An 18,368-nucleotide genomic window follows, 5' to 3' on the forward strand; every position below is an offset into this window, starting at 1 on the left:
GCACCTCTAATATGTGTTCAATTCAAGCTGACGCTGTACGATACGGACGATATCTGCAATATAATCTCCTACGATTGGCAGATTGAGGGCTCCCAGCACCTGTAACACATAAATGATGGTGGCCGCAAAAAAAGTAAAACCAATGGCGATCCCTACACCTCGTGCTGCGCCTGATAACAGGTTGAGCCCAATCAGTTTCCACGGTCGATTCAACAATTCCGTATATTGTGCGATACGTGAACGCTCAAGCTCGTTAGCGAGTCGGTTCGTCAGGGTATGAAGTTCCTCAATTTTGTCATTATCGCTGCGTGGTGGATTGGATTGTGAAGCGGACGATGCCTGCTTGTCTTCATTCATGTGTTCGCTCAGTTCCTTTGGTATCATAGAGTAACTGCACAATAGAAATCATTGCCCATTTGCATAAAAACCAAACGAGCCAAGATACAGGGATTGTTCCCTGAGTCTAAGGCTCGTTTGTCTATACTCTATATCCTTTCCTAAATGGAATAGAGATACTCTACTTCATTTAGGATCCATTTGTAACTTGAGTTCAATCGATTCATCTGTATCGAAAGAGAATGTGGTTACACCTCGATATAAACGCCCATTGCTTTACCGCCAGCTTCAATGCGTTCCATAGCTTCATGGGTACCAAATGTGACTTCAGTAACGAGTACATTCTCACGCAGGACCTCATCAAATGCCTCGATTGCAGCCTGGAGCTCAGGATCAACATCCAGTGTCAGGCGTACTCTCTTCTCAATCGGCAGGTCCAATTTCTTACGTGTGTCTTGTACGGAACGTACAACTTCACGTACCCAGCCTTCCTGTTCCAATGCAGTTGTGATTTCGGTGTTGAGTGCTACCGTCAGACCGTACCCGGATGCCGAAGCAAAACCGGACTTGGCTTGTTTCTCCACCAGCAGCTCCTCACTTGTCACTTGCAGTTCTTCTCCTTCCGGAGAAACCACATTCAGCACACCTTCTGTCACTACTTTGCGTGTCTCCTCTGCTGACATGCCTTTGAAGAAGTTCTGCAGGAAGCCTACGTTCTTGCCGTATTTTTTCCCCGCTACTTTCAGATTGAGTTTCAATGTGAAATCAACGAATTCGGCATCGTTATGCTCCGTACGGATACCTTTCACATTGATCTCATCCTTGATGATCTCTTCATAGCTCGCCAGATCAAATCCTTTATCAAGCGAAACGATTAACTCGGACAGTGGCTGGCGATTCTTGATACCTGTTTCGTTACGCACGTTACGAGCAAGTTCGACCACTCGGCGAGCTGTCTCCATATCCTGTTCCAGATCCAGATCAATCAACGCTTCATTTGCCGCCGGGTAATCTTCCATATGAACACTTTCACCTGTAGTCAAGTTCAGATAGATATCTTCCGCAAGCATCGGTGTGAATGGCGCAACCAGTTTGGCTGTGGTCACAAGCACCTCTGTAAGTGTGCGATAAGCATCCAGTTTATCCTCGGTCAATCCACTTCCCCAGAAACGGTCACGGGAACGACGGATATACCAGTTGCTCAGCTCATCGACGAAGGCTTCAATCGCTTTGGATGAATTCAGATAGTCATTCACGGACAGCGCCTTCTCCACAACGATGATTAGACTGTTCAGTCTTGACAGGATCCAGCGATCCAGCTTATGCGCGGAAGGCTTAAACGGATGTTCCTGTGGATCAAAACCATCAATGGTCGCATACAACGTCAGGAATGCATGCGTGTTAACCAATGTATCCACCATTTTGGATTTAGCTTCGCCCACAATGCCTTTGGAGAAACGTTTGCTGTTCCACGGTGCACTGTCAGACAACAGGGCCCAACGGAACGCATCTGTACCATATTCTTCAATGACTTCCCATGGATCAATAACATTGCCTTTGGATTTGGACATCTTCTGTCCGTTCTCATCCAATACGTGGCCTGTGGCCATAACCGCTTTGTAAGGTGCTTTGCCTGTCAAAAGAGTAGATACAGCCAGCAAGCTGTAGAACCAGCCACGTGTTTGGTCAATCCCTTCGCAGATCATATCCGCAGGGTATTGCTGTTCAAACGTTTCTTTATTTTCAAACGGATAGTGCTGCTGGGCAAATGGCATGGAACCACTGTCAAACCAGACATCAATCACTTCCGGAGTACGTTTCATTTCATATTTACCACAGGAGCTGAGTACTTTGACTTCGTCTACATATGGTTTGTGCAGTTCCAGGTTCTCTGGTACATCTCCAACGGCACGTGCACGCAGCTCAGCGATGCTGTGCGGAGCGAACTGTTCGCCAGTCTCCTCACATACCCAGATGTTCAGCGGTGTTCCCCAGTAGCGATCACGGCTGATATTCCAATCCACCAGATCCTCCAGGAATTTTCCGAAACGTCCTTCACGAACGTGGCCTGGGTACCATTCCACTTCACTGTTGTTGGCAATCAGTTGATCCTTGATCGCTGTGGTTTGGATAAACCAGCTGTCCATTGCATAGTAGAGAAGCGGTGTATCACAACGCCAGCAGAATGGGTAGCTGTGCTCATATTTCTCTTTACTGAACAGGCGGCCTTTCTCGGACAGACTTCTCACGATATCAATATCGCAATCCTTAACGAAGCGTCCCGCGAAATCCGTAACCTCTGCCACAAATTTACCTTCAAGGTCTACCATGTTGACAAAACTGATGCCATTCTCGCGACATACGCGGTAATCGTCCTCACCATGTGCCGGTGCCATGTGTACAATCCCTGTACCACTTGCATCCGTTACAAAGCTTGCACCAAGAATCACGTTTGTTTTTTCAGCCTGCACGTAGTTGAATGGAGGATCATACGTTTTACCAACTAAATCAGAGCCTTTCAGTGAACCGATGACTTCATACTCGCCTTTCGAGTCCTTCATGACTTTTTCCACGAGATTGGTTGCCATGATGTACACTTCTTCACCTTGACGTACACGGGAATATTCCATGTCTGGATTAACTGCGAGTGCAACGTGTGAAGGCAGTGTCCACGGCGTAGTCGTCCAGGCAAGCACAAATTCACCGCTGTCATCCAGCTTAAATTTGGCTGTGGCACTAAGGTCTTTGACATCCTTGTACCCTTGGGCAACTTCATGGGAACTCAGGGTAGTCTGACAAGATGGACAGTATGGACTCACACGATGTCCGCGGTAGAGAAGTCCTTTCTCATGAATCGTAGCAAGGATATTCCATACACTCTCAATGTAGTTATTGTCCAACGTGATGTAAGGGTTATCCATATCCGTCCAGTAAGCAATACCTTCTGTCAGATCACGCCATTGCTGCTCATATTCAAATACGCTTGCTTTACATTCGTTGATGAATTTTTCCACGCCATAATCTTCGATCTCCCACTTATGGGAAATGCCGAGTTTCTTCTGTACTCCAAGCTCAACAGGCAATCCATGTGTATCCCAGCCAGCCTTACGAACCACACGGTAACCTTTCATCGTATTGTAACGTCCTACAAAGTCCTTAATAACGCGTCCCAGCACGTGACCGATATGCGGCTTGCCGTTTGCAGTCGGCGGTCCTTCGTAAAACACGAAATTCGGTTTGCCTTCACGATTCTCGATTGATTTCTTAAACGTATTTTCCGTTTTCCACTTGTTTAGCATGCGTAGCTCTCTAGCGCGTGCTTTCTCTTTGACATCCACTCTTTGCATCATGATCTTCCTTTCAATAATTGGATTGTGGACCGTCCACAATTCACATTTTGGACACAAAAAAACCCCATCCCTGGAAAGGGACGAGGTTGTGCTCGCGTTACCACCCTAATTCTGTTCATCACAAACCATATCCAATCACATGGGTATGCTTTGTCATTAACAGCACTTGTGCCCCGCTTAACTACAGCAGGGTGCCGATATAACGTTCGGCTTACGGTTTCGCTTACGCACGGCCATTCATCACCGCTTCAGCGTCACTTCTCCGGGGAGATATTCGGCTATAACTCATCCATTGGCTTGCACCAACCGCCAACTCTCTGAGGGATGAGATCATAACGTACTTGAACCCGTCATGGAATCATTATTCATTATGAATATAGTTATAGCCTCTTTAGAGTCAAAAGTCAACCGGGCAGGCAGACTAATAAATTTCCTTCATTTCCCGTTCACGATCACGGACTTCCTGTTCGCGACTCTCCAGTGCTTCCCATCCATCCTGAGACAGCAGTTCGAGCTGAGCTTCAACAAGCGTACGGAAACGGGCCCGGTAGATCGAAGCCTGCTTTTTCAGTTCTTCCACTTCCAAAGCAATCTTGCGGGATTTCGCCAAGGACTCGTTCACGATCCGGTCAGCATTTTTCTCTGCTTCCTTCACAATGAGCTGTGCTTCCTTCTTCGCATTGTTCTTCACATCGTCGGCTGCTTCCTGCGCTATGATAATCGTTTTGCTGAGCGTCTCTTCAATTGTAGCAAAATGATCCAGTTTCTCCTGAACGGACAGCAACTGATTGCTCAGCTCTTTGTTCTCGCGAATGACGCCTTCGTAATCTTTGATGACTTGATCCAGGAATTCATTGACTTCATCCTCGTCATACCCGCGCAAGCGTCGGGAAAATTCCTTGTTATGTATGTCCAGCGGCGTTAATGGCATGCTGTCCACCTCCTGTTAAAGTTCCTTCCCGTTCCGAGAAGGTTTGCAGCACATGGGTATCACCCAAAGGGTCGTATGCAAGATGTCATATAGCAGCTTGAACGACTTGCACTTGCAGAATCGACGTTCTGATTCCAATACGGTTATATCGACTTTGCACTTCAATGTATATCGGAAACAGCGAATGTTTTTTACACCTTTATCTTAAACATTTCGACAAGAAAACGGGTTTTCCTGCAATGCCGCTAAGCAAATTTGCCGATTTTTACACGACAACGTCCCTTTTTGGTCATCCCATCCTGTTCCAGCACCTTGAAACGGCCAAAACCTTGAATGGAGACCACGTCCCCGGCTTTCAGAGCTTTGGACGGATCTTCCTCGACTTTCCAATTTACCCGGCATCGGCCCGCTTTGATGGGAACTAGAACTTTACTGCGACTCAGTCGGTACACATCCGCACAAATTCCGTCCAGACGCAAGGATGCAACAGTGATATCCATCGTCTCCAGTTTGCTCTCCGACCACTTCATCTGATGCAGAGGAAGCAGCTCTGTAAACACATGAACCCGATGAACCTGGTTCAATTGAAGCGATAAAAAAGCGCCGGTCTCCGCTGCCACCACGGTGTGGCATCCGTCATCCAGCACTTGGATATCTCCGATCTTGCCGCGTTTCAGTCCAAGCCCGAGCAAGGCTCCCATGTAGTCCCCGTGCTCCAGCTCTGTAATTTTCTGATCATCTGACGTGATGCTAAGCACCTGCATACCCATATCCTCATCATCGAGATACCGATAATCTGGTGCAATCAGCGCACGTTTGCGTTCAGCTGCCTCGTAGCCTCCGTCCAGACGAATCTGGACGTCATTGCGACGATTGACAAGCGTTTGCAATATAAAGGCCTGTCTTGGGTCAAGAAAGTCTGTTAGCTTCATATCATGAAGCTTGCCTGCGCGTTCCACCCAATCCGAGGCTTTATCCACGAAGTCACGCTCATCATGGCTAAAATGTTCGTAAATTTCACCACTCATCTATGTTCACCCTACCCTATCAGAAGTAGCTGATGATCGAGAGCAAACCTGATCTCGCCAGTTGAAGAGTAATTAACGCAACGATTGGTGAGATGTCCAACATACCGAACAAAGGTGGAATGAAACGTCTGAAAGGACTCAGATAGGGTTCCACCAATTTGGCAAGCCACTCACCAATGACGCTCTCCCGCGCGTTCGGAAGCCACGACATCAATACATATCCAATAATCATGTAGAAATAAATCTCAAACAGGTAAAACACGACGACTTGAAGTTGATACAAAAGCGGCTCACCTCATTCTGTTGTAATCTTGCTCGCTGTCAGCCAGTATTTCCGTAATTGCTCCTTGAATTTCAACGGTATCCGGCGTACAGAGAAAAATGTTGCCGCCAATTTTAGAAATTCCCCCGCCCAGTGCGTAGACTGTCCCACTCAAAAAATCAATGACACGCAGTGCCTGATCTTGGCGCACCCGCTGCAGGTTCACAACAACAGTACGATGTGAACGAAGGTGGTCGGCAATTTCTTGAGCTTCGTCATAGGAACGCGGTTCATAAAGGACAACTTTAACATTTTTCTGGGAATGAATGCTCACAACATTATTCCCCCTTTGGTTTCTACGTTTATCTAGACTGGAGGTTTCAGCTTCCTGTTGTTCAGATTCAGCCTCCTCTTGTGCAGCCAAACGTTCGCGTTCCACAATCTCTTCCTCTTCTTGAAGACCAAGGAAATTCATGAATTTATTCATTACGCCCATCGTGAACCCTCCTCTTTTCCTACGAGAATTGATCCCAGCCGTACCCATGTTGCCCCTTCTTCAATCGCCACTTCAAAATCATTGGACATTCCCATCGATAGCTGAGTCAATGGTTCCGATGTCAGGGCTTGTCCATTCAAATGGTCTCTCAGCTCACGCAGTCCACGAAATACGGGACGCGTAAGCTCCGGATCCTCTTCATGGGGAGCCATGGTCATCAGACCGACGACCTTCAGGTTGCTGAAGCTGCTGATCTCACGCAAAAATGAACTCGCCTGTTCAGGCTGCAATCCATATTTACTCTCTTCACCCGAAATATTCACCTGCAAAAAAGTTTCCAATTGTATCCCCAGAGCAGCTGCCTTTTTGTCCAGCTCCTTGGCCAGAGACAAACGATCCAGTGAATGTATGTAGCGGAATTTGCCTATGACGTCTTTCACTTTGTTGGTCTGCAAGTGACCGATAAAATGCCATGTTCCTTGCTGACCAAATGCTTCCCACTTGGCTTGTGCATCCTGCCAACGGTTCTCTCCAATATGCTCAAGGCCACTTTCCAGCACAGCGCCTGTCGTTTCAAGGGAGACGTACTTCGTGACCGCAATCACATTTACGTCTTCGCGCTGACGGCCACTGCGCTGGCATGCAGCTTCGATCTTCTGATTTACCTGTTGAATTCGCTCCTCCAATGACACAGAGGGTCACCTCTCTTCCAGCCCAATCCAGCTCGCCATTCTTCCGGTCGTTCCATTTTCCTTGCGATACGAGAAAAACAGTTCCGGGTGGCAGCTTGTACACCACGTTGTACATTCGATATGATCCGGCAATATTCCTGCTTTCATCATAATGTGTCGATTACATTCTTTCAAGTTTAACATCGTCTTTCCATTTCCAGACGAATGATACGCTCGGCCCTGCACAGAGTTGTTGTATTCATCATTACCCGGAGCAGATTCAAACCAAACCCGTACATGCTGCATAACTGCCTCATCCACTTCATAACAGCAATCCCCAATGGAAGGGCCTATAGCGGTCCGGATATTCTGTGCCAGGCTTCCATATTCCCGTTCCATCGTTTCAACCATTGACTGGGCAATGCCAGCAACGGTCCCTTTCCACCCCGCATGAGCAAGCCCCACGGCTTGTTGCACCGGGTCGTAGAAATATAGCGGAACACAATCCGCATAAAAGGAAGTAAGCAGCACACCCGGTACATTGGTGACCAAACCATCCGTGTCCTGCAGCGCTGACTGTCGATCCATCAGACCTTTGCCTCGATCATCAGCTTGTATAACGGCCACATGTTTGCCATGGACCTGTTCACCACACGTCCAGGCGCTCACCGAGAAACCAAGCTTTTCGGCCACCAGACGACGATTCTCCAAAACATCTGAAGGATCATCGCCAACATGATAAGCGCAGTTTAGAGTGGCATAAGGTTTACTGCCCACCCCGCCTTGTCTTGTGGTAAATCCTGCCGTCATTCGGCTGAACTGTTCTCTCCACGGCTCCACATATAATAACAACAGATCTGGGCTTCCATTCACCAATTGATCTTCAGTCCGTTCGAAAAGTTGTTTATTCAGAACAAAGGGTTCCATCTTATCACCTCACAGCTTCCAGTGTACCAAATGAGCCACGTTCTGTCTTGATTATATCGTTCGACGCTGGCTTCGGTCCAATCGTTCCAGGCGTTCAACCCGCTCCACACGGCTGCTTTGCTGTTCATCGTACATCTTTGCTTCGCGATCTCGCTCATCGTAGCTCGTTTCCCTGACTTCATCCAGTTTAACCAAAATAACATCCGAACCAATCTTAACAATGTTCCTCCAGGGAATAACCAGATCCGTTCCACCCCCGAACAACCCCATGAATTTGCTGTAACCGGGTACCACGATGGCTTCGATTCGTCCCTGCTTGAGATCCAGTTCCAGATCACTAATCTGCCCCAGACGTTTGCCATCCGTGATGTTAATGACATCCTTTGTCTGAAAATCCGAGATCTTCATCCCTCTTTGTGCCGACTCACTTGCGTTTACTTTCATCTGCCGCTCGCCCCCCGCCTAGTCCGCTTATACCGTTCAACGCTTCTATACAATATATGTTTTATAGGCGAAAAATGTCCTGTTTTTCGGGGAATCCCTGAAATTAGTACAGCTTAATCCGAAACTGGGCGTTCTCTTTAAAGTCGCTCATTCAATCGCAGTTCACTCCAAACCTAATCGTATGTCTTATAAAATAGAAAAAGACGACCAACGGATTTCAACCGTTAGATCGTCCTTGTGATTGAAGTGAAGTTACGTCTTCACGTGTTTCTGCATCTGCTGTATTGCCGATTTTTCCAGACGGGATACCTGAGCTTGGGAAATTCCAATCTCATCGGCAACTTCCATCTGTGTTTTGCCTTCAAAAAACCGCATGGACAGAATCATTTTCTCCCGCTGTCCGAGACGATGCATGGCCTCGCGCAGTGCAATTTCCTCAATCCACGACACATCCTTGTTTTTGTCATCACTGATCTGATCCATCACATAGATTGGATCTCCACCGTCATGATAGATGGGTTCGAATAGTGATACCGGATCTTGAATGGCATCCAGTGCAAAAACGACATCTTCCTTGGGCACGTTCAATGCTTCGGAAATTTCGAATATGGTCGGTTCACGAGAATTTTTGTTGGTCAGGCTGTCACGAACCTGAAGCGCCTTATATGCGATGTCCCGTAATGAGCGGGATACCCGGATCGGGTTATTGTCACGCAGATAACGACGGATCTCACCGATAATCATCGGTACTGCGTACGTTGAAAATTTGACATTCTGGGATAAATCAAAATTATCAATGGCTTTCATCAGGCCGATACAACCAACCTGGAACAGATCATCGACAAACTCCCCCCGATTGTTAAAGCGCTGAATGACACTGAGTACAAGCCGCAGGTTGCCATTCACTAATTTCTCTCTTGCTGAGCGATCATGGTGCTGCTGTAGGGAATGAAACAATTCCCGCATTTCTGTGTTGGTGAGGACAGGCAATTTTGCGGTGTCCACGCCACAAATCTCGACTTTGTTTCGGGTCATCGTGATTTACCTCCCAAGGAGAAACATTAATGTACATTATCTCCGGGGCAGGCTTTTTTATTCGTCCCTGGCATCCTTGCCATTAATACCCATTATATTAAAAGCACAAGATTAGACCATCTTATTAAACTCCTTGCGGAGTCTTTTAATGATTCTTTTTTCCAGACGAGAGATGTAGGATTGGGAGATTCCAAGCAAATCTGCGACATCTTTTTGTGTCTTTTCCTCCCCGTCCGTTAAGCCAAAGCGAAGCTCCATAATCATCCGCTCACGTTCAGTCAATTTTTCCAAGGCCTTGTGCAGAAGCTTCCGATCTACCTGCTCTTCAATATTTCGATAGATTGTATCGTTCTCGGTACCCAGAACATCCGATAATAATAGCTCATTTCCATCCCAGTCAATGTTGAGTGGTTCATCAAAAGAAACTTCTGTCCGAATTTTGCTGTTACGCCGCAGGTACATCAATATTTCATTTTCAATGCATCGCGAGGCATAGGTTGCCAGCTTGATTTTCTTTTCCGGATCAAACGTATTGACAGCTTTGATGAGCCCGATGGCTCCAATGGAAACCAAATCCTCAATGTTAATGCCTGTGTTTTCGAACTTGCGAGCGATGTATACCACCAGGCGAAGGTTTCGTTCAATCAGCATGGCGCGAATTGCAGCATCCCCGGAAGAGAGCTTTTGCAGCAAAAATTCCTCTTCTTCCCGCGTCAGCGGAGGCGGCAGGGCTTCACTGCCTCCAATATAATAGATCTCCTCACTCTTCAAACCAAGCAAAAATAACAGACGGTAATACTGCAGCTGCGCCACCAGTTTCCATTTCACAAGCATGTACGTTCCTCCTATACCACATTCAGCGGCTTTTCTGTTGCTCCCGCAGAGAGAGCCGTAGACTGCGCAGAGGCAGCGTCTTGCACAAGCTCAGGGTGAATGACCGCGCGGTACTTTCCTTCTGACGACAACACTCCGCCATCCAGCCCGATTAGTACTTTGGTTGTCTCGTAACTCATTTGATCCAATGTCACTCTCACCAGATCAGGCTTGATTGCCAGCATAAATGCCGTCCCCTTGTTGATACCACGATAGGGTACCAGTCTTAGTCGACCCTGCCAGCGAAAATCTTCCTGGTCCAGCTCCATAATGAGGTTGTCCGGTGCTTCTTCCTTCAACCGGCCTTTCCAGGAAGCTGGCAGCATGTCTTGCCACAGTGAAACCTCCATCACCATAACCGGTAGACGGGAAAGAGGGTCCGTGAGTTGATTACCGGTATCGACAAGGCCTGTACAAGAAATAGTTACATCATCGATATAAACCTGCACTTCTCCCAGATAGGTTGTCATACGGTCTGATTTTCGCTTGGAGCTTTGCACGGCTTTGAATAAAAACAGCACTGCAAAGAATACGATAAAAGTAAACCAGAAGGCGATCTTCAGATCAAAAGACATTCCGCCCGAGGCTGTATACCAAATTCCGTTAAACAGCTCGCCCGAACTCTGAAGCATGTAGTGTATACCTAAAATGCCTCCGGCAGCGACGAAGTTAATGACATAGAAGGTACCCAAATTCCTCATAAACACCTGGAGGCCCTTAAAACCAAAAGCGATAAACAACATCACGAGTGACAAACCAAACTTGATCAAAAAGGTAAACAGAAAATCAAACTCCGGCACAAACATCATGACGACATAGAGGGCGCCCACAATGGAAGACAGCAGCCATCTCCACCAAACCAGCTTCGTTTTACGCATCCAGGCTGTGAGTCCGATGAGTGCACCGTCAATACACAGGTTTGTCAAAAAAATAAGATCAACATAAACGACCAACTCTTCACCTGCCTCGTACCAAATATCGGTATAGCGTTGTTCCGATATTCTATGAGCATACACACAAGTATAAGGAGCTTCTTGTTCAAAGTCTGTCTAATCATGGGGGTGTCGTCTCAACTTTTTTTGTCGTAATTCCTCGTGCCCATTGTTCAGAATTTGTTCATTTCTGTTTGATATGCTGTAGATAAAAAAACAGAAAAACCCGGTTTCTCCATAAGGAGAACCGGGTTTGAAATTAAATATGATTGCTGCTTAGTCGTTATTGTTATTGCGTGAGCGATTGCGTAAAAATGTCGGAATATCCAGCTGATCACTGCTTGGCTGGTTCCCGAACGGGCGAAGATTAGGCGAGCGATTCTCAGCAGGCTCACTCGTTGGTGTCGGTTTGCGTCCTGGTGGTGGTGAGACAGGCTTGTCTTCAAAACCAGTAGCAATAACCGTAACCTTGATTTCTTCTTTCAGATTTTCATCAATGATGGCACCGAAGATCATGTTAACTTCCGGATCGGATGCCGATGTAACGATCTCGGCTGCTTCATTCACTTCATAAAGTGACAGGTTGATGCCACCTGTGATGTTCATGATAACCCCGCGCGCACCTTCAATGGACGTTTCCAGCAATGGGCTCATAATCGCTTTGCGAGCTGCTTCAGCCGCACGATTTTCACCTGTTGCTTCTCCGATCCCCATCAAAGCAGATCCGCGTTCAGTCATAATGGTTTTTACGTCTGCAAAGTCAAGGTTGATCAGACCCGGTACAGCGATCAGATCAGAGATGCCTTGTACCGCTTGACGCAGTACGTTATCTGCTTGACGGAATGCTTCAAGCATCGGTGTCTTTTTATCTACGATTTCAAGCAAGCGGTCATTTGGAATGACAATCAGCGTATCCACTTTTTCCTTGAGAGCTTCAATCCCTTGCTCTGCATGACTGGAACGTTTGCGTCCTTCGAAAGTGAATGGACGTGTAACCACACCTACGGTAAGAGCTCCGCACTCTTTGGCAATCTCAGCAATGACTGGAGCTGCACCAGTACCTGTACCACCGCCCATACCGGCTGTTACAAATACCATGTCCGCACCTTTCAATGTATTCATGATCAAATCGCGGGATTCTTCCGCTGCTTTTTTACCTACATCCGGGTTGGCACCTGCGCCAAGACCACGGGTCAGTTTATCACCGATTTGCAATTTATGTTCGGATTTCGCCAGATGCAATGCTTGAGCATCCGTGTTCACCGTTATAAATTCTACACCTTGTACACCATTTTCGATCATACGGTTGACTGCATTGCTTCCGCCGCCGCCTACACCGATGACTTTTATTTGAGCCAAGCTCTCCATCTCGAAATCAAATTCCAACATATTATTCCATCTCCCCCTCAATGTGCATGGATGGCCCGTCCAATTTTTGATTGAACCGAATCAATTTCATATATCGACGATCGAAAGCGTATATATTAATACCAGCGCATTCAGACGGCTTCTAGAAGTATGAAATAGATTCAACCTGTTATATAAATTCGCTGAACATATTTTTCAGCCGTTCGAACAAACCCGGTTTTTGCTCCGATTCCGGAGACGCACTCGGCTTAACACGGTTGGTCGGTTTCTTGTTGTTGTTATTATTATTGTTGCCACCGCCGCTGCTGACCGATGGACGAATGCGCAAACTGCGAATTACACTGTGCAAAATGCCGACCCCGCTTGTGTAGCCCGGGTCGCGAACACCGATGTAATCCGGAACCGCAATTCGTACCGATGCAGCAAGCTCATGCTGAGCTACTTGCAGAACCCCTGGCATCGAGACGGTCCCTCCCGTTAGTATATAACCTCCGGGAAGCTCCGTGTAACCGAGGCGCTTCACTTCTTGGGAAATCATCTGGAATATTTCCTGAACACGCGGTTCGATAATAGCAGCAAGGTCCTCCTGCGAGAATTCCTTGTCCACATTGCTGCCGATTCGCGTGACTTTGAACATAACGTCAGCCGCAGCATCATCAAGCCATGCGCAGCCATATTTCAGCTTCACCTTTTCGGCTTGATCTGTTAAGGTACGCAATCCATACGCAATATCGTTGGTAACAAATTCTCCACCGATCGGCAGGGTTGACGTTGCAACAAGACTGTCTTCTTCAAAGACAGCGATGGTTGTTGCACCTGCTCCAATATCAACAAGAACAGACCCCATCGTTTTTTCGTCCTTAGATAAAGCAAGCTGACCTGCTCCAAGTGACATGAGCACCAGATCGCTTACCTTCAGACCCGCTTTTTCCACGCAGCGCAAAAGATTATGTATCGCGGTTTTTGCACCCGTTATGATTGTTGCCTCAACTTCCAGTCGAACTCCAATCATACCCCGGGGATCCTGTATGCCCTCCAAGCCGTCTACAACGTACTGCTTGGCGACAACATCAATAATTTCCCGTTCCGGCGGAACCGCAATCACCTCGGCTGCTTTCAACACCCGTTCCATGTCTTCTTCTCCGATTTCACGATCCTCGTTAGACACTGCCACGACGCCGTGACTGCTCATCAGTCCGATATGATTTCCTGAGATTCCAACATATACTTCGGATATTTGAATACCTACCATACGTTCAGCATGATCCACTGCATTTCGGATCGACTGCACCGTCTGATCGATATCTACGATTACACCTTTGCGAATTCCCTCCGAGTCGGCAGATCCAACTCCAATAATATTAAAGGTTCCATTATTAATTTCCCCAATAATAGCGCGAATTTTGGATGTACCGATGTCCAAACTAACAATGATGTCATTGTTGCTCAAGTCTGTGGCACCTCCTGACTCCAATAGTAAAATACGTTCGGGTTTAAACACTCTTAAAACATATTCAACACACGTTAGGCTTTCCCTCTTTTTTCTACAATTTTTTTGGGTGCCAAGATCTGGTTGCGAGACATAAAACCTTGAAGAAAAAAGAAGGAGACAACTTATGTGCCATAAGTTCAAGTGTATCATTTTTTCTCCGTCTCAGAAAGAACAACTTTCACGGATGAAACAGGGTCAAACCCCGACCCTGCTTGGACTTTTCATTAACTGCCATACATGATTAGCAAGAGGATCAGGGCGTTGCACCCTGCTCTTCACCATCTTCAGGGTCATCTGCGATAAAAGGCACGTACGTGTCTGCCTCAAGCATCGTGATTTTTCCTGGCCGCTCCGTCTCAATAACCTGATTCAGGTACTCCACCTTATCCGGCAGCTTGGAGATCGTGGTAATCACTTCAAACTGTGATTTGGTATACAAGCGAATCTGATCCGGGAACGAAGGCGTAGGGTTAGGAATAATCTCCGATATATCCGTTGTCAATTCGTTTGGAATTTTGGCAAGCGTCTCACTCAATTGTTCTTTAAGCGGATCGTCTGCTTTCCACTGTGTCAGTATGGGCTTCTCCACAGCAATTCCGATATTGGCCGGAACATTCAAGCTTGTCCCACTGGCCAGGATAGCCTGGAGTGTACCATCCGCACCCAGTTCGTAAGCAACAGTCGGATACTCCTGAACCTTGATATGAACGATCCCCGGAAACTGTTTATCCACTGTCACATTCGCTACCGCTTTGAACGTCTTCAAACGCTCAATGACCTCAGCGGAGCTTGTCCCAAAGAACTGATCGCCTTCCTTCAAACCACTTTTCTCCAGCAGTTCCGAAGTTGTCGTGTATACATTACCCGTAATCTCAATACTCGAAATCCGGCTCATGGAAGAGCGGAAGAACAGCACGGCAAGCAATACAATAAAAAGAAGTAACAGAATAAGAACAAGTTTACGGCTTGTGTTTCCTTTAGGTCGATTCTTCTTCAGAACCGGAATTTGACTTTTAGGCATAGGTCGCGCTCCACAAAGCCTTCGGTCCCCTCCCACAGCATTCTGAAGAAGGGGACTCAAAGGACGTTAATTGGCAAAATCCAGCTGTTTCGAAACGGGGGACTGTCGCTCAACCGAAGCTCCAAGGCTCTGGAACAACTTCTCGATGCGGTCGTACCCTCTGTCAATATGATGCACTTGCTCAACAACCGTTTTCCCCTGGGCAGCAAGGCCAGCAATAACCAGAGCTGCACCTGCACGCAGGTCGGTTGCTTCAACTGTAGCTCCGTACAAACGCGGGACTCCACGGATAAAGGCTGCATTCAGATCGACCGAAATATCTGCACCCATGACGTTAAGTTCATCCACGTGCTTGAAGCGTCCCTCAAATACCGTCTCCTTCATTACACTGAACCCATCGGCCAAACTGAGCAGGACCATGATTTGCGACTGCAGGTCAGTCGGAAACGAAGGGTACGGTGATGTTACAATACGATCCACGGATTTGGGACGGCTCATACAGCTCACCGTCATTATATCATTGCAGACCGTGATTTGAACACCAGTGCGCTTCAACACATGTATAAGGGAAGTAAGGTGTGCCGGGTTGCAGTGTGTCAGGGTAACATTACCTCTTGTCGCTGCTGCTGCAATCATGACGGTTCCGGCCACAATCCGATCAGGTATGATCTCGTAGGAACAAGGCTTCAGTTTCTCTACACCGTTAATCGTAATTGTATCGGTGCCGGCTCCAATTATACTTGCACCCATCGCGTTGAGAAAATGCTGCAAGTCCTGAATCTCAGGTTCTCTGGCTGCATTGAATATTGTTGTTGTGCCCTCAGCTGTAACGGCTGCCATCATGATATTTTCCGTGGCACCCACACTTGGGAAGTCCAGATGAATATCCGTGCCCACCAGCTTACGGCCCCGGCAGATAATCTGTTGATCAAGCTCTTCAATTGATGCTCCGAGCGCTTCCAGGCCCCGGAGGTGAAGATCAATCTTGCGTTCTCCGATGGCACAACCACCTGGCTGGTATACGGATACTTGCCCAAACTTAGCCAGCAATGGCCCCATCAAGAAAATGGAAGAGCGCATCTGTTTCATCAGATCCTCAGGCACATCATATGACCGGATGGACGATGTATCAATCGTCACTGTTCCCTGTTCATGCCGACACGTGCATCCAAGCCGTTCCAGGATATACAGCATTACTTCAATGTCCAGCAAGTGTGGAACGTTGTGCAGCGTGACTTCTCCATCTGCCAACAAACTTGCAGCCATGATTGGTAAAGCGGCATTTTTTGCTCCATGGATGCGTATGGATCCTGAGAGGGGTTTCCCGCCTTCAATCACCAATTTGTCCAATGTATCACCTCCGGGGTTTACCGCTCACCCACTGGAAAGACTTCCGGTACCAGGTTATACCGTTTTGAGATGATATAGTTGCTCTGAATTTGCTGCATAAGGGTGATAACGTCCTCTGCTGTAGCTTGACTGGACTGACAATCAAATTGGCATGCAAGATGGATACCTGTAGGCCTCCCGTGTTTACCCTTTGACGCCGCTGTTTGAAACAGCCGGGCCGCTCGGTCACTGGGCGGATTTCGGAGTACGCTGCCTGCGCACGCATACGCAGTAGCAAAAGGTTTATAATTTTTGGCAAGCCCCATCACTTCCGAAACGACATTGCGTTCATTATGCCAAACTGAATATACAGCTTCTGGCACAACGCCTCTCCGTTAATGCAGCACAGAGTGGTAATACGCAAATTCCCTGTCCTCCTTGCTGTAACGTACCCATTCGCCTGTCTCCAGCACAATCTCAGCGGATTGAAATATGCGTGACACATCCGATCCATAAGCACCAGCGTTAAATGTACACCACTTCTGCCCGCAGGGCCCAACTTCTTTTGGTACTAACCACAATCACCTTTGGATAGCATGGAATGCTTCTGCCGTTACGCATAAATCATGCTGCTCAACATCCATAGAAGTATCCCCTGCTAAACGACAAAAACCGTGATGCGGCGCCTTGGAACGATTGTCACAATTTATACGGTATCTTATGTCAGTCCTGCCTTGTGTGTGACAATCGCCCAGAACACACTTTACCTGCGTACAGCAAGCCTTTGAATCTCCTTCACCAGCACCTCGGCTGCATCCGGCTTGCCAAGCTCCCGAGACGCTGCGGCCATGCGTTTGCGGGCCGCTTCATCATTCATGATGCGGGCAATGGCCTCATATAGCGCTTTTCCCGACAGATCCTTCTCCAGCATCGTGACAGAAGCTCCGCCACCTTCCAGTGTACGCGCATTCGCTTCCTGATGATTATTCGTCACGTTAGGTGACGGTATCAGAATGGAAGGAATGCCAAGCGATGTAATTTCGGCGAGGAATGACGCTCCTGCACGATTCACAATCAATGAGGTACAAGCGAGAACTTCCGGCATATTATGCACATAAGGAAGCACATGCAAGTGGTTTGGCATCGTTCCAAGTGAACTGCGTATCGCTTCCCGTGTTTCGTCAAAATAGGATTCACCCGTAACATAAACGACGTGTACATCGTCCAGCTTCTCCAGCATGGGAGCCATGTCCACCATCGCTTTATTAATGGCCTTTGCCCCGCGGCTGCCTCCGACAACCAGCACAACCCGGCTGTCCATTGGCACACCCAGTGTGGCAAATCCTCGATCACGGCTGGCCTTGGCAACCGTGGTTGCCCTCGGATTACCCGTGTACACTACTCTTTTCGCTCCCGAGAAAGCCTTCTCTGAACCTTCGAAGCTAACTGCAACGGTATCCACATAACGAGTAAGGAACTTGTTGGTTAAGCCAGGGATCGCATTTTGTTCATGAATGACACTTGGAATCCCTAGTTTGGCAGCTGCATAAACCACAGGTCCACATACATAGCCGCCTGTCCCGATCACTACATCAGGTTTGAATTCCTTCAGCATTTTCTTCGATTTTCGCACGCCTTGAATAAAGCGCATAACCGTCTTCAGATTGTCCACAGACAACTTCCGCCGAAATCCTGTAATATCAATGGATTGAAAAGGAATGTTCTCCTGTGGCACTAACTTGCTCTCCAGTCCACGGGTTCCTCCAATATATAAAAATGTCGAGTCGGGATTCTCCGCCTCACATTGTCTTGCTATGGCAACGGCCGGATAGATATGTCCACCGGTACCGCCGCCGCTTAGTACGACTCGCAT

General features: G+C 47.6%; 19 protein-coding genes and 1 other annotated feature. All 19 genes read right to left on the reverse strand.

Translation table 11 applies throughout. The features are described 5' to 3' along the window. Positions 1-6 precede the first annotated feature (6 nt). Complete coding sequence (locus MHB82_RS21460) at positions 7-384, reverse strand: DUF5665 domain-containing protein (RefSeq protein WP_375335115.1); 378 nt, start codon at positions 382-384, stop codon at positions 7-9. A gap of 200 nt (positions 385-584) precedes the next feature. Then, positions 585-3,683 carry an isoleucine--tRNA ligase gene (gene ileS / locus MHB82_RS21465; protein ID WP_341175778.1) on the reverse strand — a complete coding sequence of 1,033 codons (3,099 nt, stop codon included), beginning with the start codon at positions 3,681-3,683 and terminating at the stop codon, positions 585-587. Positions 3,684-3,759: 76 nt separating this feature from the next. Further along, positions 3,760-4,049: a binding site (T-box leader), on the reverse strand. Positions 4,050-4,107: 58 nt separating this feature from the next. Beyond that, positions 4,108-4,617, reverse strand: a complete 510-nt coding sequence (locus MHB82_RS21470; RefSeq protein WP_056696170.1) for a DivIVA domain-containing protein — start codon at positions 4,615-4,617, stop codon at positions 4,108-4,110. 245 nt (positions 4,618-4,862) lie between these two features. Then, positions 4,863-5,645 carry a YlmH family RNA-binding protein gene (locus MHB82_RS21475; RefSeq protein ID WP_095359449.1) on the reverse strand — a complete coding sequence of 261 codons (783 nt, stop codon included), beginning with the start codon at positions 5,643-5,645 and terminating at the stop codon, positions 4,863-4,865. Between the two features lie 19 nt (positions 5,646-5,664). Continuing rightward, positions 5,665-5,928 carry a YggT family protein gene (locus MHB82_RS21480; protein WP_227779725.1) on the reverse strand — a complete coding sequence of 88 codons (264 nt, stop codon included), beginning with the start codon at positions 5,926-5,928 and terminating at the stop codon, positions 5,665-5,667. Between the two features lie 7 nt (positions 5,929-5,935). Beyond that, the gene (locus tag MHB82_RS21485) at positions 5,936-6,403 is read right to left on the reverse strand and encodes a cell division protein SepF (protein WP_095289991.1); all 468 of its coding nucleotides are present in this window, start codon (positions 6,401-6,403) and stop codon (positions 5,936-5,938) included. Then, positions 6,394-7,095: a YggS family pyridoxal phosphate-dependent enzyme gene (locus tag MHB82_RS21490; protein ID WP_110821240.1), complete on the reverse strand. Its 702-nt coding sequence runs from the start codon at positions 7,093-7,095 to the stop codon at positions 6,394-6,396. The genes MHB82_RS21485 and MHB82_RS21490 overlap by 10 nt, the downstream gene beginning before the upstream one ends. A 6-nt stretch (positions 7,096-7,101) precedes the next feature. Further along, the gene (pgeF, locus tag MHB82_RS21495; RefSeq protein WP_341175779.1) at positions 7,102-8,001 is read right to left on the reverse strand and encodes a peptidoglycan editing factor PgeF; all 900 of its coding nucleotides are present in this window, start codon (positions 7,999-8,001) and stop codon (positions 7,102-7,104) included. A gap of 51 nt (positions 8,002-8,052) precedes the next feature. Continuing rightward, the gene (locus MHB82_RS21500) at positions 8,053-8,445 is read right to left on the reverse strand and encodes a YlmC/YmxH family sporulation protein (protein WP_176476048.1); all 393 of its coding nucleotides are present in this window, start codon (positions 8,443-8,445) and stop codon (positions 8,053-8,055) included. Between the two features lie 252 nt (positions 8,446-8,697). Next, a complete protein-coding gene (sigG, locus tag MHB82_RS21505; protein WP_095289985.1) occupies positions 8,698-9,480 on the reverse strand; it encodes an RNA polymerase sporulation sigma factor SigG in 783 nt (260 codons plus the stop codon). 111 nt (positions 9,481-9,591) lie between these two features. After that, positions 9,592-10,314: an RNA polymerase sporulation sigma factor SigE gene (gene sigE / locus MHB82_RS21510; RefSeq protein ID WP_095289983.1), complete on the reverse strand. Its 723-nt coding sequence runs from the start codon at positions 10,312-10,314 to the stop codon at positions 9,592-9,594. Between the two features lie 11 nt (positions 10,315-10,325). After that, positions 10,326-11,306, reverse strand: coding sequence for a sigma-E processing peptidase SpoIIGA (gene spoIIGA / locus MHB82_RS21515; RefSeq protein ID WP_341176678.1), 981 nt, complete (start codon positions 11,304-11,306; stop codon positions 10,326-10,328). A gap of 255 nt (positions 11,307-11,561) precedes the next feature. Next, positions 11,562-12,674: a cell division protein FtsZ gene (gene ftsZ, locus MHB82_RS21520; protein WP_095359452.1), complete on the reverse strand. Its 1,113-nt coding sequence runs from the start codon at positions 12,672-12,674 to the stop codon at positions 11,562-11,564. Between the two features lie 148 nt (positions 12,675-12,822). Further along, positions 12,823-14,103, reverse strand: a complete 1,281-nt coding sequence (gene ftsA, locus MHB82_RS21525; RefSeq protein WP_095359453.1) for a cell division protein FtsA — start codon at positions 14,101-14,103, stop codon at positions 12,823-12,825. A gap of 295 nt (positions 14,104-14,398) precedes the next feature. Then, positions 14,399-15,166 carry a cell division protein FtsQ/DivIB gene (locus MHB82_RS21530; RefSeq protein WP_110821242.1) on the reverse strand — a complete coding sequence of 256 codons (768 nt, stop codon included), beginning with the start codon at positions 15,164-15,166 and terminating at the stop codon, positions 14,399-14,401. A gap of 66 nt (positions 15,167-15,232) precedes the next feature. Next, a complete protein-coding gene (gene murA, locus MHB82_RS21535; protein ID WP_095359454.1) occupies positions 15,233-16,516 on the reverse strand; it encodes a UDP-N-acetylglucosamine 1-carboxyvinyltransferase in 1,284 nt (427 codons plus the stop codon). A gap of 17 nt (positions 16,517-16,533) precedes the next feature. Next, the gene (locus MHB82_RS21540) at positions 16,534-16,878 is read right to left on the reverse strand and encodes a hypothetical protein (RefSeq protein ID WP_341175780.1); all 345 of its coding nucleotides are present in this window, start codon (positions 16,876-16,878) and stop codon (positions 16,534-16,536) included. 12 nt (positions 16,879-16,890) lie between these two features. Further along, positions 16,891-17,076: a hypothetical protein gene (locus MHB82_RS21545; RefSeq protein WP_146239839.1), complete on the reverse strand. Its 186-nt coding sequence runs from the start codon at positions 17,074-17,076 to the stop codon at positions 16,891-16,893. A 182-nt stretch (positions 17,077-17,258) separates the two neighbouring features. Further along, positions 17,259-18,368 carry an undecaprenyldiphospho-muramoylpentapeptide beta-N-acetylglucosaminyltransferase gene (murG, locus tag MHB82_RS21550; protein WP_095289972.1) on the reverse strand — a complete coding sequence of 370 codons (1,110 nt, stop codon included), beginning with the start codon at positions 18,366-18,368 and terminating at the stop codon, positions 17,259-17,261.

This window comes from Paenibacillus sp. FSL K6-2862, from assembly GCF_038005125.1.
Lineage (GTDB): Bacteria > Bacillota > Bacilli > Paenibacillales > Paenibacillaceae > Paenibacillus > Paenibacillus illinoisensis_A.

What these genes read in the sequence shown, in the direction of transcription:
- MHB82_RS21460 (WP_375335115.1), bottom strand. Translation starts at nt 384, where the DNA reads ATGATACCAAAGGAACTGAGCGAACACATGAATGAAGACAAGCAGGCA.
- ileS (WP_341175778.1), bottom strand. Translation starts at nt 3,683, where the DNA reads ATGCAAAGAGTGGATGTCAAAGAGAAAGCACGCGCTAGAGAGCTACGC.
- MHB82_RS21470 (WP_056696170.1), bottom strand. Translation starts at nt 4,617, where the DNA reads ATGCCATTAACGCCGCTGGACATACATAACAAGGAATTTTCCCGACGC.
- MHB82_RS21475 (WP_095359449.1), bottom strand. Translation starts at nt 5,645, where the DNA reads ATGAGTGGTGAAATTTACGAACATTTTAGCCATGATGAGCGTGACTTC.
- MHB82_RS21485 (WP_095289991.1), bottom strand. Translation starts at nt 6,403, where the DNA reads ATGGGCGTAATGAATAAATTCATGAATTTCCTTGGTCTTCAAGAAGAG.
- pgeF (WP_341175779.1), bottom strand. Translation starts at nt 8,001, where the DNA reads ATGGAACCCTTTGTTCTGAATAAACAACTTTTCGAACGGACTGAAGAT.
- MHB82_RS21500 (WP_176476048.1), bottom strand. Translation starts at nt 8,445, where the DNA reads ATGAAAGTAAACGCAAGTGAGTCGGCACAAAGAGGGATGAAGATCTCG.
- sigG (WP_095289985.1), bottom strand. Translation starts at nt 9,480, where the DNA reads ATGACCCGAAACAAAGTCGAGATTTGTGGCGTGGACACCGCAAAATTG.
- sigE (WP_095289983.1), bottom strand. Translation starts at nt 10,314, where the DNA reads ATGCTTGTGAAATGGAAACTGGTGGCGCAGCTGCAGTATTACCGTCTG.
- ftsZ (WP_095359452.1), bottom strand. Translation starts at nt 12,674, where the DNA reads ATGTTGGAATTTGATTTCGAGATGGAGAGCTTGGCTCAAATAAAAGTC.
- MHB82_RS21530 (WP_110821242.1), bottom strand. Translation starts at nt 15,166, where the DNA reads ATGCCTAAAAGTCAAATTCCGGTTCTGAAGAAGAATCGACCTAAAGGA.
- murG (WP_095289972.1), bottom strand. Translation starts at nt 18,368, where the DNA reads ATGCGAGTCGTACTAAGCGGCGGCGGTACCGGTGGACATATCTATCCG.